A 12917-nucleotide genomic window follows, 5' to 3' on the forward strand; every position below is an offset into this window, starting at 1 on the left:
GAGTAAGCAAAGGCTCTTGTGCAATTCGCACCTAGGGCCGCAAGGAAGAGGGGCCTCTGTCCTTGCGTTCCCCACAGTCTCCGGTGCATCTTCGCGCCCAACAGGAGACGACTGAATGATACCCGTTCGTGGATTTGAAGGCGCGCGTGTCGCCGTGTTGGGGCTGGGCCGGTCTGGTCTGACGGCGGCCAAGGCCTTGCAGGCTGGCGGCGCCGAGGCTTTGTGCTGGGATGACAATGCCGATGCACGTGCCCGGGCCGAGGCTGAAGGGCTGGAGATTCACGATCTGGGCAAGGCAGGGGCTTTTGATGGGGTGGCGGTTCTGATCACCTCTCCGGGCATTCCGCACCTGTACCCCGAGCCCAATAAGTACATCGCACGCGCATGGGAGGCGGGCGTTCCTGTCGACAATGATATCAGCCTGTTCTTCCGCTCTGCCGCGACCAGCGAATGGGACGAGTTCGATGTGACCCCGAAGGTGATCGCGGTCACCGGGTCGAACGGGAAATCGACGACCTCGGCCCTGATCCACCATGTGCTGACAGAGGTTGGCCGTGACAGCCAGTTGGCCGGCAATATCGGGCGCGGGGTGCTGGATATTGATCCACCCGGCGATGGCGGTGTCGTGGTGCTGGAACTGTCGAGCTATCAAACCGAACTTGCCCGCGCGATGACGCCGGATGTTGCGGTCTTTACCAACCTGTCGCCCGACCATCTGGATCGGCACGGCGGTATGGGCGGCTATTTCGCGGCCAAGCGGCGGTTGTTCGCAGAAGGCGGGCCGGATCGCGCCGTGATCGGTGTGGATGAGGCCGAGGGGCAGTTTCTGTCCAACCAGATGTCTGAAGGCAACGGCGACGATCGGCTGATCCGCGTGTCTTCGGGGCAGAAGCTTGCGGGGCCGGGTTGGAATGTGTTCGCGCGCAAAGGGTTCCTGAGCGAGTACCGCAAGGGCCGGCAAGTGGGCTCTATCGACCTGCGAGAGGTCAAAGGCCTGCCCGGTGCGCACAATCACCAGAACGCCTGTGCAGCCTATGCTGCTGTGCGGACCTTGGGGATTGCCCCGCGCGTCATCGAAAAGGCGTTCCACAGTTTCGGTGGGTTGCCCCACCGCAGCCAGTTGGTGACCGAAAGCGACGGGGTCCGGTTCATCAATGACAGCAAGGCCACCAATGCTGACGCCGCTGCCAAGGCGCTGGCCGCGTTCAAGAACATCCGCTGGATTTGCGGCGGGCTTGAAAAAGAAGGCGGCATCGGTGCGGTGAACGCCCATCTGGGCAACGTCACCAAGGCCTATGTGATCGGGCGCGAGGCGGCCCAGTTCGCATTGCAACTGGGCGACACACCGCTAGAGGTCTGCACGACCATGGCCGAGGCGGTCGCCAAGGCCGCAGAAGAGGCAGAGCAGGGCGATACCGTGCTGCTGGCCCCCGCAGCGGCGAGTTTCGACCAGTATGACAGTTTCGAAAAGCGCGGCGAGGATTTCATCGCCTGTGTTCAGGCGACGCTGGGCTAGGACCTTTAGCGCCCAGAATCTTCTTGGAATTGGCGACGCTGGTGACCTCTCAGCGTCTTAAAAGGCCTGCGCCAAAGGGTGATGGCAAAAGCCCTGACGGAAGCGATGTCAATCGCACAGGCGCCATAGCTAAAAATGATTTCTCTACAGGTAAATATTTGTCTTGCATCGACTCATTCGCGGCCCTAAATGCCCGGTTCAAGACGCCAACGCACGCGCCTCTGGCCTGTGGGGAAAGCCCACACGTGTTTATGTAGCGACGGTAACGTCTCCCTTGGAAGTGAGCGGTCATATATGGCCGGGTCTATTGGAGATGACCATGAATGCTACTGTAACCGGCTTTGTCGGACTCCCTGTAATTTCGTCTGCCGAACGGCTGGAACAGTTTATCCGCATGTCGGATTTCGATCACCCGACTCTGGTGGTCGACAGCAGTGCAATTGTTGGTCAATACCATGCGCTGAAATCCGGTCTGGGCCGGGCCAAGATCCACTATGCGGTGAAGGCGAACCCCGAGCGGGAAATCGTGCGGAAACTTGCGGCCGAGGGCTGCGGGTTTGACGCTGCCTCGCGCGCCGAGATTGAACTGTGCCTGTCGCAGGGTGCCGCGCCCGAGGATATCTCTTTCGGGAACACCATCAAACGTCCGCGAGACATCGCATTTGCGTATCAGGCAGGGATTGCTCTGTTTGCTGCGGATGCCGAGGAAGAGCTGCACAAGCTTGCCGAGCATGCTCCGGGTGCGAAGGTCTATATCCGCGTAGTTGTTGAAAACACCGAGGCCGACTGGCCGCTGTCGCGCAAGTTCGGCTGTGCGCCCGAGAAGGTTCTGTCGCTTCTGGGCATGGTCCGTGATCTGGGTCTGGTCCCGCACGGTCTGTCCTTCCACGTGGGCAGCCAAACGCGCGAGCCAGTCATGTGGACCGGCGTTCTGGATCAGGTGGCTGCTGTCTGGCGCGACGCGCAAGCGGCTGGGTTCGACCTGCAACTGCTGAACATTGGCGGTGGCTTCCCGGCCGATTACGGTCAGGGCGAGGTTCCGCATTCGACCTATGCAGCCGAGGTTATGCGCATGGTCGAAGCGCGCTTCGACAACGTGCCGGTGATCATGGCAGAGCCGGGTCGCGGGCTGGTGGCCGAGGCCGGTATGATTGCCGCTGAAGTACTGTTGGTGTCCAAGAAATCCGACACTGACACCTATCGCTGGGTCTATCTGGATATCGGCAAGTTCTCTGGTCTGGCCGAAACCATGGATGAAGCCATCCGCTATCAGTTCATCACCGACCGTGACCACGAGATGACCGGCCCTTGTGTGCTAGCTGGTCCGTCCTGTGACAGCGCCGACGTTCTGTACGAAAAGCGCCCGGTTCAGCTGCCCGTTGGCCTGTGCGCGGGCGACCGTCTGATCATCCGGGCCTGTGGTGCCTATACCTCGACCTATTCCTCGGTCGGGTTCAATGGCTTCCCGCCGCTGGACGTCGTGGTGATCTAAGCCTTCGGGCGGGGCGCCTTTTACTCAAGATTTTAGCAAAACCTGCATCGGGGTCTGTAATCTGACGGCCCCGAGATTATCTTGGGGTCATGGTTTGGTTTTTGATTGCTCTTGCCGCTGTGGCAGGTCTGTTCGTCTATCGTGTCTGGTCCAAGCGCCAGCGCCGAGCGGCATTGTTGGCGGCCCCATTATCCGCAGAAGAGCGAGAGATCGTGTTTCAGCAGGTCCCCCTGCTAGAGCGCTTGCCGCAAGAGTTTCATTCAAAGCTGGAAGGCAAGATCAACCTGTTCCTTGATCAGGTCGAGTTTTACGGTTGCGACGGGCTGGACCTGACCGAAGAGATGCAGCTGTCGATTGCGGCGCAGGCCTGTCTGATCGTCGTGAACTCTGACCAGTGGTACAAGCACCTGCGGACGATCCTTGTTTATCCCGGCGCGTTCAAATCGAAGCAGACCTATCAGGATGGCTTTGTGGTTTCCGAAAAAGAGACCTATCGCTTGGGCGAAAGCTGGCAGCACGGCCCGATCGTCCTGTCCTGGCCGCACTCTGAGCAGGGTGCGCTGAACGATCTGGATGGGCATAATCTGGTGTTCCACGAGTTTGCCCATCAACTGGACGGCTTGTCTGGCTACACCGATGGCGCGCCGCTGCTGGACCGAGGGCATCGGTTCGAGGAATGGGCCAAGGTGTTTTCGAACCGCTTCAAGGCGCATGTCGAGGATGTGAAACACGGCCATAAAACCTTTCTGGACCCCTATGGGGCCGAAGGTCCGGAAGAGTTCTTTGCCGTGGCGATGGAAGTCTTCTTTGAGAAGCCGCAGAAATTGCAGCGAGAAGAGCCACAGGTCTATGAACAGCTGACCAAGTTGTTGAACCTGAAACCGGCAGAGTGGCCAGCGGATTGATCGGCGCTTTCATGCGCGTGTCTTCGTATAAAGCTGGCCAGATTCAATGCGATTCGCTAGAATTCCTTCCAGACCCGGAAAACCGGGCATTCGAGAGGCAGTAAAGGGCGGTTTCCGATGACGGAAATGGTGTATGGGTCCATCCCGCAGCGGGGTGGCGATCCGGTTCTTCCGCGATGGTGGCGGACAATCGACAAATGGACGATGTCTTGCATCCTGATGCTGTTCGGCATCGGGCTGTTGCTGGGTTTGGCCGCGTCCCCGCCTTTGGCGGCGAAGAACGGGTTTGAGCCGTTCCACTATGTCTCTCGACAGGCGTTTTTTGGCGGTGTTGCCCTGTTTGTCATGCTGGTGACCTCGATGATGTCGCCCACTTTGGTGCGGCGACTTGGGGTGTTGGGCTTTTTGGCGGCCTTCGTCGCCTTGGCGCTATTGCCCGTGCTGGGCACGGATTTCGGCAAGGGTGCGGTGCGCTGGTATTCGCTTGGATTTGCCTCGGTCCAGCCGTCTGAGTTTCTGAAGCCCGGTTTCGTGGTTCTGGCCGCGTGGCTGATGGCGGCGTCTCAAGAGATCAACGGACCGCCCGGCAAGGCGATGTCCTTTGGCGTGGCGATTGCGATTGTCGCGATGTTGGCGTTGCAGCCCGACTTTGGGCAGGCCGCACTGGTTCTGTTCGCTTGGGGTGTGATGTATTTCGTGGCGGGTGCGCCCATGGTCCTGCTGGTGATGATCGCGGGCGCGGTCGTTCTGGTCGGGATGTTTGCCTATGACAACTCGGAACACTTCGCGCGGCGGATTGACGGGTTCCTGTCACCAGAGCTCGATCCACGGACGCAGTTGGGCTATGCTCAGAATGCGATTTCCGAGGGCGGGTTCTTTGGTGTTGGCGTGGGCGAGGGGCAGGTCAAATGGTCGCTGCCTGACGCGCATACGGATTTCATTATCGCCGTCGCAGCAGAGGAATACGGGCTGATGCTCGTCCTGCTGATCATCCTTCTTTACATGACGATCGTGATGCGTTCGCTCTACCGCCTGATGCGCGAGCGCGACCCGTTCATCCGGCTGGCGGGCACCGGACTGGCTTGCATGTTCGGCGTTCAAGCCATGATCAACATGGGTGTTGCAGTACGGCTGTTGCCGGCTAAAGGCATGACCCTGCCGTTTGTCAGCTATGGTGGGTCTTCTTTGATCGCAGGGGGCATTGCAGTCGGCATGCTTTTGGCGTTTACCCGCCGCAGACCGCAAGGCGAGATCGCGGATATCCTGCGCCGCCGGTAAGCGGCGCATTTGGGGGCGAATATGAACGAACAGGCACCATTGTTGGTGATCGCGGCAGGTGGCACCGGGGGGCATATGTTCCCGGCGCAGGCCCTGGCCGAAGAAATGCTGGCGCGCGGCTGGCGGGTCAAGCTGTCGACCGACGCACGCGGCGCGCGCTATGCGGGCGGCTTCCCCGATGAGGTTTCTGTAGAACAGATCGCCTCGGCCACCTTTGCCCGGGGTGGGGTGCTGGCCAAGCTGGCGGTGCCGTTCCGGATTTTGGGGGGCGTTACGTCTGCACTGATGGCGATGCGCAAGGACCGCCCGACCGTGGTGGCAGGCTTTGGCGGGTACCCGTCGATCCCGGCGCTTGGGGCGGCGACGCTTCTGGGGCTGCCGCGCATGATCCATGAACAAAACGGTGTGCTGGGCCGGGTGAACGGCTTGTTCGCCAAACGTGTTTCTACCGTTGCCTGCGGAACCGATCCAACGCCGCTGCCCGAAGGTGTCACCGGCACCTACACCGGGAACCCGGTGCGCGCCGCTGTGTTGGGCCGGGCCGGGGCACCCTATATCCCGCCGGGGGACTATCCGATGAGCCTGCTGGTCATCGGTGGTTCGCAAGGGGCACGCATCCTGTCTCAGGTCGTGCCCGCAGCGATCGTGGGTTTACCTGACGCGCTAAAAGTCAATCTTCGGGTCGCGCATCAGGCGCGGGAAGAGGGCTTGGCCGAGGTCGAGCAAACCTATGCCGAAGCGGGCATCAAGGCCGAGGTCAAAACCTTCTTCAACGACATCCCCGGTCGCCTGTCAGAGGCGCAGCTGGTGATCTCTCGCTCTGGTGCTTCGTCGGTGGCGGATATCAGTGTTGTGGGTCGGCCTTCGATCCTTGTGCCCTTTGCTGCGGCCACCGCTGACCATCAAACGGCCAATGCCCGTGGGCTGGTCGATGCCGAGGCCGCGATCCTGATCCCCGAAAAGGCTCTTGCGCCAGAAGCGCTGACAGAGCAGATAGACATGATCCTGTCGAACCCCGATGCTGCGGTGAAAATGGCCCATAATGCCTTGGCCCATGGTCGCCCCGACGCAACCGAGCGTTTGGCAGCAATCGTCGAAGACCTGGCCGCCAAAGGATAGCAAGATGAACGCAGCCGCCACAAAGCTTCCCACCGATGTGGGGCCGATCCATTTCGTAGGGATCGGCGGGATCGGGATGTCGGGCATTGCAGAGGTGCTGCTGAACCTTGGCTACACCGTTCAGGGGTCTGACCTGAAATCCAGCAAGATTACCGAGCGGCTGGAACGGCTTGGCGCCACCATCTTCATCGGCCAGAAGGCCGAGAACCTTGAGAATGCCGAGGTCGTCGTGATCTCTTCCGCGATCAAACCGGGCAACCCCGAGTTGGACGCCGCGCGTGTCCAAGGCATGCCTGTGGTGCGCCGCGCCGAGATGCTGGCCGAGCTGATGCGCCTGAAGTCGAACGTCGCTGTGGGCGGGACGCATGGCAAGACAACAACCACCACCATGGTTGCGACCCTGCTGGACGCGGGCAAGATTGACCCGACGGTTATCAACGGCGGGATCATCCACGCCTATGGCTCGAACGCGCGAATGGGCGCGGGGGAATGGATGGTTGTCGAGGCTGACGAATCCGACGGGACTTTCAACCGTCTGCCAGCCACGATCGCCATCGTCACCAATATCGACCCCGAGCATATGGAACACTGGGGCACGATCGAGAACCTGCGTCAGGGGTTCTATGACTTCGTGTCGAATATCCCTTTCTACGGTCTGGCCGTGTGCTGCACCGACCACCCCGAGGTCCAGTCGCTGGTGGGCCGTGTCACTGACCGCCGTGTCGTGACCTTTGGCTTCAACGCGCAGGCTGACGTGCGTGCCGTGAACCTGACCTATAAGGCTGGTATCGCGCATTTTGACGTGGCGCTTCAGGCCGAGGATCAGGTGATCGAAGGCTGCACCTTGCCGATGCCCGGCGATCACAACGTGTCCAATGCTTTGGCAGCTGTCGCAGTTGCGCGCCATCTGGGCATGAAGAAAGACGAAATCCGCGAGGCGCTGGCCAATTTCGCAGGCGTGAACCGCCGCTTCACCAAGGTTGGCGAAGTGAATGGCGTGACCATCATCGACGATTATGGCCACCACCCGGTCGAGATTTCTGCCGTTCTGAAGGCCGCTCGTCAAGCGACCGAGGGCCGCGTGATCGCCGTGCACCAGCCGCATCGCTATACGCGCCTTGCGTCGCTGTTCGAAGATTTCTGCACCTGTTTCAACGAGGCCGACGTGGTCGGTATCGCCGAGATTTTCGCCGCTGGGGAAGACCCGATCGAAGGAGCGGGTCGTGACGATCTGGTCAACGGGCTGATTGCCCACGGTCACCGTCATGCGCGCGCCATCGTGTCCGAGGACGATCTGGAACGTCTGGTGCGTGAACAGACCCAACCGGGCGACATGGTTGTTTGCCTTGGAGCGGGGACGATCTCTACCTGGGCGAACAGGCTGCCCGAAAGACTGAAGGACTGACACCATGACTGAGGCCCTGAAACGAAGGATCGGTTTGGGGCTGCTGACGGCTTATGGCGTCGGAGTCATGGTTGGGGCCGGGATTTACGTCCTAGTGGGGGCCGTCGCGGCCGAGGCTGGGATCTATGCCCCGCTTGCTTTCCTGATTGCAGGTCTCATCGCGGCCCCTTCGGCGCTTAGCTATGCTGAACTTTCCACGCGCATCCCCGAAGCAGCGGGCGAGGCCGCCTATGTCGAAAAAGGGTTGAATTCTCATATTTTGTCGGTTCTGGTCGGGCTGGGCATCGTTGTTGCGGGCACTGTCTCTGCCGCCGCTGTCTTGCGGGGTGGGGCAGGGTACCTTTTGGCGGTCGTGGACCTGCCATTTGTTGGCGTTGTCATCGGGCTTGGGCTGATCCTGACAGCCGTTGCGGTTCTGGGCGTGTTGGAAAGCCTTGCCGTGGCCGCCGTTTTCACAGTGATCGAAATCATCGGGCTTGGGCTGGTCTTCTGGGCGGGTACACAGGCAACGCCCACATTCGACTGGGTCGCCCCGACCGCCATGCCGGTCGCCGGGATCGGGATAGCCGCCGTTTTGGCCTTCTTTGCGTTCATCGGGTTCGAAGACATCGTGAACATGGCGGAAGAGGTCCGCGACCCGAACCGAAACCTGCCACGCTCGATCCTGATTGCCTTGGTGGTGACCTCGGTCATCTATGCCTTGATCAGCTATGCCGCCGTGCGTGCCGTCCCTTTGATTGACCTAGCCGAAAGCACGCGCCCCTTGGCGCTGGTGTGGGAGGTGGGAACAGGCCGCAGCGCCGGTTTCCTGTCCCTGATCGCCGTTGCCGCCGCGTTGAACGGCGTGCTGGCGCAGATCGTCATGGCCGCGCGGGTGCTGTATGGGCTGGGGCGGCGAGAGCCGCGCCTTTCCATATTCTTCGAGACACATCCAAGGTTCCGGACCCCGTTGCGCGCGACCGTAATGTTGGGTGTGTTGGTCATTGGGGCAGCCCTGTTGCTGCCGGTGTCTTCCTTGGCGGAATTGACTTCCATCGTTCTGCTGAGCGTGTTCGCCGTTGTGAACCTTGCGCTGATCCGCCTGAAACGTCGCGAACCAGAGGCCCCGTTCCGCGTGCCCGTCGCAGTGCCGTGGTTTGGCCTGTTGGCCGCCCTTGCGGCGCTGGTGGTTGCCCTGTTCGGCGGCGCGGGATGAGCGCGTCACTTCTGATCGGCTGCATCTGGGTCGTTGTCGCCGCGATCACGGCCTTGCTGCCGATGCGCCATCAATATCCGCCGGGAATAACCTTGCTGGTGGCAGCGCCATTTGTCATCGGATTTATCGGTTATGAACACGGCTGGATCTGGGTAGTCCTAGCGCTGTTTGCCTTTGTTTCCATGTTTCGTCGCCCCTGTTTGCGCTGGTCAGGTGGGGGCGGCGCAAGGTGACTGGGGATGCGGAATGACCCTTTCCCTTGTACTTGCCTGTATCTGGCTGGTCGTGGCCAATGTGATCGCCATCCTGCCGACGAAGGATAAGCACTGGACGTCGGCCTATGTGCTGATGTCGCTGGGGGTTCCGCTTTTGGGCTTTGTGGTTTACGAGAACGGACCTGTTTGGGGGATTGGGTTGTTGATCACAGGTGGGTGGATCCTGCGCTGGCCGGTTTATTACCTGTTCCGCTGGATCACGCGAAAACTGGGGCTGAGGAAAGATGCAGGCTGAGATGAACTTGCCAGAGGTGCGCGGGCGGATCACGAAAGACGCCGACCTTTCGGCGCTGACGTGGCTGCGCGTGGGTGGCCCGGCGGATGCCTTGTTCCAGCCCGCAGATGTGCAGGATTTGCAGGACTTTCTGGCCGCACTTGACCCTTCGGTGCCGGTCTTTCCGATGGGGGTTGGCAGCAACCTGATCGTGCGCGATGGCGGTCTGAGGGCCGTGGTGATCCGTATGGGGCGCGGCTTCAACGGGATCGAGATCAATGGCACCCGCGTCACCGCAGGTGCAGCGGCGTTGGATGCGCATGTCGCGCGCAAGGCCGCAGCCGAGGGTGTGGATCTGACCTTTCTGCGTACCATTCCCGGCGCGATTGGCGGGGCGTTGCGGATGAATGCGGGCTGCTATGGCTCTTATGTCGCGGATGTGTTGGTCGAGGTTCAGGCGGTGACCCGCGAGGGTAAGCTGGTGACCCTGACCAAAGACGATCTGAATCCGCGCTATCGTCAGACAGACTTGCCAGAAGGCTGGGTCCTGATCGGTGCGACGTTCGAAGGGCCTGCTGGCGACCCCGACGAACTGGCTGCGCGGATGGAGGACCAGCTTGCCAAGCGGGATGCCACCCAGCCCACCAAGGATCGCAGCGCGGGGTCGACCTTTCGCAACCCCGCCGGGTTCAGCTCGACGGGCCGTGCCGATGATGTGCATGACCTGAAGGCGTGGAAAGTGATTGACGATGCCGGGATGCGGGGCGCACGGATCGGTGGGGCGCAAATGTCCGAGAAGCACTCGAACTTTTTGATCAACGCTGGTGGGGCCACCGCCGCCGATCTTGAAAATTTAGGTGAAGAGGTCCGTAAAAAGGTCTTCCAAAACAGCGGAATAGAGCTACAATGGGAGATCATGCGCGTCGGCGAACCGGCGGCAGAAGAATAAAGAACTCCTAAGGGGAAAACCCCGGGAACGAGGCGAAATTGACAGGCATGTCGAGCAGGGCAGCCGTCAAAGTGGTGGTACGAGAGGGCAGATCACTGTCCCGGCGCGGATATCCCGTGCATGCGGAACGTGTATTTGTGGCCGCTTTGTCAGAGGCTGATTGCGGGGTGACCGCAGCGGGCGCAGTGGGTGCCCATTCGTGTGTTGGGGGTAACCCATGCCACATCTGAACCGCCGCGATCCTGCGCCAAGCCGTCTTTCCTATCGACTTCACCGCCTTTGGTTGACGCCGCTTTTCCGCTTTTTCATGCGGTCCGGTATGCCGGTCATCGTCGTGGCGCTGGCCGCCTGGGCCTATCTTGCCAATGAAGAACGGCGCGATGCGCTGATGCTCTCGCTGTCGGAAATCCGCCAGTCGATCGAGGATCGGCCCGAGTTCATGGTCAAGCTGATGGCCATCGACGGGGCCTCGACCGAGTTGGGGCAGGACATCCGCGAGGTCTTGCCGGTGGACTTCCCTGTCAGCTCTTTCGATCTGGATCTCGACGAGATGCACAGGACGATCTCGGGGCTGGATGCCGTGGCCAAGGCCGATCTGCGCGTGCGTCCGGGCGGCATCCTGCAAATCACCGTGACTGAGCGTGAGCCGGCCATCGTCTGGCGTGTCCATGACCAGCTGGAACTTCTTGATGCGACCGGTCATCGTGTTGCCCCGTTAGAAACGCGCGGCGACCGTCCCGACCTGCCGTTGATCGCAGGCATCGGCGCGGACCGTTACGTGGGTGAGGCGCTAGAGCTTTATGCCGCCGCTGGTCCCCTTCAGCCCCGTATTCGCGGATTGATGCGCGTCGGAGAGCGGCGCTGGACCGTAGTGCTGGATCAGAACCAGATGATCCTGCTGCCGGAAAAAGGTGCCGTAACGGCCCTGCTGCGGGTCGAAGCCCTGCACACTGCCGAAGACATGTTGGCGCGCGATGTGCGTGCCGTGGATATGCGTCAGCCGGGTCGCCCGACGTTGCGCCTGTCCCAACCAGCAGCGCAAGACCTGCTGTACTCAAGAACACCAGATGGGGATACGCAAGGATGACGGACCTGTATCAGTCTCAACGAGCGATGCGTCGGATGCGCAAGGCCGCGATGGATCGGGGTGTCGTTGCGATTCTGGATCTTGGGACGTCTAAGATTTCCTGCCTTGTGCTTCGGTTTAACGGTCCGGCCCAGTTCTCTGAGGCTGATGGAATTGGCTCGATGGCGGGTCAGTCCAGTTTCCGCGTGATCGGGGCAGGGACCACGCAGTCGCGTGGTGTGTGTTTCGGTGAAATCAACGCGATGGGTGAAACCGAACGTGCCATTCGGACCGCAGTTCAGCAGGCTCAGAAGATGGCCGGGGTTCGTGTTGATCATGCGATCGTCTGTTTCTCGGGCGCGCGGCCGCGGTCCTATGGGCTGGACGGTCATGTAGAATTGCAGGGGCAGGTGGTGTCCGAGCAGGACATCGCGCAGGCGCTGGCCAATTGCGATGTGCCGGACATTGGCGAAGGGCGCGAGGTGATCCACGCGCATCCGGTGAATTTTGCGCTGGACCACAGAACCGGCCTGACAGACCCGCGCGACCAGATTGGCAACCGTCTGTCGGTGGATATGCACCTGTTGTCGATTGGCAGCGACGAGGTTCAGAACCTTCTGTACTGCATCAAACGCTGTGACCTTGAGCTCGCCGGGCTGGCCTCGTCTGCCTATGTCTCGGGTCGGGCGGCGCTGGTCGAAGACGAGCAAGAACTTGGCGCGGCCTGTATCGACCTTGGCGGCGGATCGACCGGATTGTCGATCTTTATCAAGAAACACATGATCTATGCCGATGCGGTGCGTATGGGTGGGGACCACGTGACCAGCGATATCTCGAAGGGTCTGGGTGTGCCGATGTCCGTGGCCGAGCGGATCAAGACCTTCCACGGCGGCGTTGTCGCCACCGGGATGGATGATCGCGAAATGATCGAGATCGGCGGCGACACGGGCGACTATGAGCACGACCGCCGCACCGTCAGCCGGGCCGAGTTGATCGGCATCATGCGTCCGCGCGTCGAAGAGATGCTGGAAGAGGTACGCCTGCGATTGGATGCGGCCGGGTTCGAACACCTTCCCAGCCAGAAGATCGTCCTGACAGGGGGCGGCAGCCAGATCCCCGGGCTGGACGGCCTTGCGTCTCGTATTCTTGGACAGCAGGTCCGACTGGGCCGCCCGCTGCGTATTCAGGGCCTGCCGCAGGCGACAACGGGTCCAGCATTCGCTGGCAGTGTCGGCCTTAGCCTTTTCGCGGCCCATCCGCAGGATGAGTGGTGGGACTTTGACATGCCAAACGAAGTTTATGGGGCACGAACCCTGCGTCGCACCATGCGCTGGTTCAAGGACTCTTGGTAACCGCTACATAATGTAGCTTCGGCGAAATGCCGCTGGTTTTGTTCACATTAGTGCCATATTTGGTAGCGTTTTCTGCGTTTTTTGCGTGACCAGACCCTTTCAACGCGGTAAATTGGAAGAAAATCACAAACGCGGCCACTCGAATCCGGCC

12 protein-coding genes are annotated in these 12917 nt (G+C 60.8%); all 12 read left to right on the forward strand.

Features of this window, described 5'->3' with window-relative positions:
• Nucleotides 1-115: 115 nt before the first annotated feature.
• The 12 genes from murD to ftsA all read left to right on the forward strand — a co-directional run bounded on the left by murD (nt 116) and on the right by ftsA (nt 12766).
• Nucleotides 116-1516: a UDP-N-acetylmuramoyl-L-alanine--D-glutamate ligase gene (murD, locus tag CLM58_RS10020; protein WP_095595801.1), complete on the forward strand. Its 1401-nt coding sequence runs from the start codon at nt 116-118 to the stop codon at nt 1514-1516.
• Nucleotides 1517-1835: 319 nt separating this feature from the next.
• Nucleotides 1836-3008, forward strand: a complete 1173-nt coding sequence (locus CLM58_RS10025; RefSeq protein WP_373286785.1) for a type III PLP-dependent enzyme — start codon at nt 1836-1838, stop codon at nt 3006-3008.
• Nucleotides 3009-3097: 89 nt separating this feature from the next.
• Nucleotides 3098-3913 carry a M90 family metallopeptidase gene (locus CLM58_RS10030; protein ID WP_095595803.1) on the forward strand — a complete coding sequence of 272 codons (816 nt, stop codon included), beginning with the start codon at nt 3098-3100 and terminating at the stop codon, nt 3911-3913.
• A gap of 117 nt (nt 3914-4030) precedes the next feature.
• Nucleotides 4031-5191: a putative lipid II flippase FtsW gene (gene ftsW / locus CLM58_RS10035; RefSeq protein WP_095595804.1), complete on the forward strand. Its 1161-nt coding sequence runs from the start codon at nt 4031-4033 to the stop codon at nt 5189-5191.
• Between the two features lie 21 nt (nt 5192-5212).
• Entirely contained in the window at nt 5213-6310 is a 1098-nt protein-coding gene (locus tag CLM58_RS10040) for a UDP-N-acetylglucosamine--N-acetylmuramyl-(pentapeptide) pyrophosphoryl-undecaprenol N-acetylglucosamine transferase (RefSeq protein WP_095595805.1), read from the forward strand.
• A 4-nt stretch (nt 6311-6314) separates the two neighbouring features.
• A complete protein-coding gene (gene murC, locus CLM58_RS10045; RefSeq protein ID WP_095595806.1) occupies nt 6315-7715 on the forward strand; it encodes a UDP-N-acetylmuramate--L-alanine ligase in 1401 nt (466 codons plus the stop codon).
• Nucleotides 7716-7719: 4 nt separating this feature from the next.
• Complete coding sequence (locus CLM58_RS10050; protein WP_095595807.1) at nt 7720-8910, forward strand: APC family permease; 1191 nt, start codon at nt 7720-7722, stop codon at nt 8908-8910.
• Nucleotides 8907-9143, forward strand: a complete 237-nt coding sequence (locus CLM58_RS10055; RefSeq protein WP_095595808.1) for a DUF2484 family protein — start codon at nt 8907-8909, stop codon at nt 9141-9143. Before CLM58_RS10050 ends, CLM58_RS10055 begins: the two co-directional genes overlap by 4 nt.
• Nucleotides 9144-9156: 13 nt before the next feature.
• Nucleotides 9157-9420, forward strand: a complete 264-nt coding sequence (locus CLM58_RS10060) for a DUF2484 family protein (RefSeq protein ID WP_095595809.1) — start codon at nt 9157-9159, stop codon at nt 9418-9420.
• Nucleotides 9410-10348 carry a UDP-N-acetylmuramate dehydrogenase gene (gene murB, locus CLM58_RS10065; RefSeq protein WP_229666122.1) on the forward strand — a complete coding sequence of 313 codons (939 nt, stop codon included), beginning with the start codon at nt 9410-9412 and terminating at the stop codon, nt 10346-10348. Before CLM58_RS10060 ends, murB begins: the two co-directional genes overlap by 11 nt.
• A 217-nt stretch (nt 10349-10565) precedes the next feature.
• On the forward strand, nt 10566-11435 hold the full coding sequence (locus tag CLM58_RS10070; RefSeq protein WP_095595810.1) for a cell division protein FtsQ/DivIB: 870 nt from the start codon (nt 10566-10568) through the stop codon (nt 11433-11435).
• The gene (ftsA, locus tag CLM58_RS10075; protein ID WP_095595811.1) at nt 11432-12766 is read left to right on the forward strand and encodes a cell division protein FtsA; all 1335 of its coding nucleotides are present in this window, start codon (nt 11432-11434) and stop codon (nt 12764-12766) included. The genes CLM58_RS10070 and ftsA overlap by 4 nt, the downstream gene beginning before the upstream one ends.
• Nucleotides 12767-12917: the final 151 nt, after the last annotated feature.

Source organism: Actibacterium pelagium (genome assembly GCF_002285415.1).
In the GTDB taxonomy this organism is placed as follows: domain Bacteria; phylum Pseudomonadota; class Alphaproteobacteria; order Rhodobacterales; family Rhodobacteraceae; genus Actibacterium_B; species Actibacterium_B pelagium.

Bases quoted from the DNA above. Each gene is read 5' to 3' on its own strand.
- murD (WP_095595801.1), top strand. From the start codon at position 116: ATGATACCCGTTCGTGGATTTGAAGGCGCGCGTGTCGCCGTGTTGGGG.
- CLM58_RS10025 (WP_373286785.1), top strand. From the start codon at position 1,836: ATGAATGCTACTGTAACCGGCTTTGTCGGACTCCCTGTAATTTCGTCT.
- CLM58_RS10030 (WP_095595803.1), top strand. From the start codon at position 3,098: ATGGTTTGGTTTTTGATTGCTCTTGCCGCTGTGGCAGGTCTGTTCGTC.
- ftsW (WP_095595804.1), top strand. From the start codon at position 4,031: ATGACGGAAATGGTGTATGGGTCCATCCCGCAGCGGGGTGGCGATCCG.
- CLM58_RS10040 (WP_095595805.1), top strand. From the start codon at position 5,213: ATGAACGAACAGGCACCATTGTTGGTGATCGCGGCAGGTGGCACCGGG.
- murC (WP_095595806.1), top strand. From the start codon at position 6,315: ATGAACGCAGCCGCCACAAAGCTTCCCACCGATGTGGGGCCGATCCAT.
- CLM58_RS10050 (WP_095595807.1), top strand. From the start codon at position 7,720: ATGACTGAGGCCCTGAAACGAAGGATCGGTTTGGGGCTGCTGACGGCT.
- CLM58_RS10055 (WP_095595808.1), top strand. From the start codon at position 8,907: ATGAGCGCGTCACTTCTGATCGGCTGCATCTGGGTCGTTGTCGCCGCG.
- CLM58_RS10060 (WP_095595809.1), top strand. From the start codon at position 9,157: ATGACCCTTTCCCTTGTACTTGCCTGTATCTGGCTGGTCGTGGCCAAT.
- murB (WP_229666122.1), top strand. From the start codon at position 9,410: ATGCAGGCTGAGATGAACTTGCCAGAGGTGCGCGGGCGGATCACGAAA.
- CLM58_RS10070 (WP_095595810.1), top strand. From the start codon at position 10,566: ATGCCACATCTGAACCGCCGCGATCCTGCGCCAAGCCGTCTTTCCTAT.
- ftsA (WP_095595811.1), top strand. From the start codon at position 11,432: ATGACGGACCTGTATCAGTCTCAACGAGCGATGCGTCGGATGCGCAAG.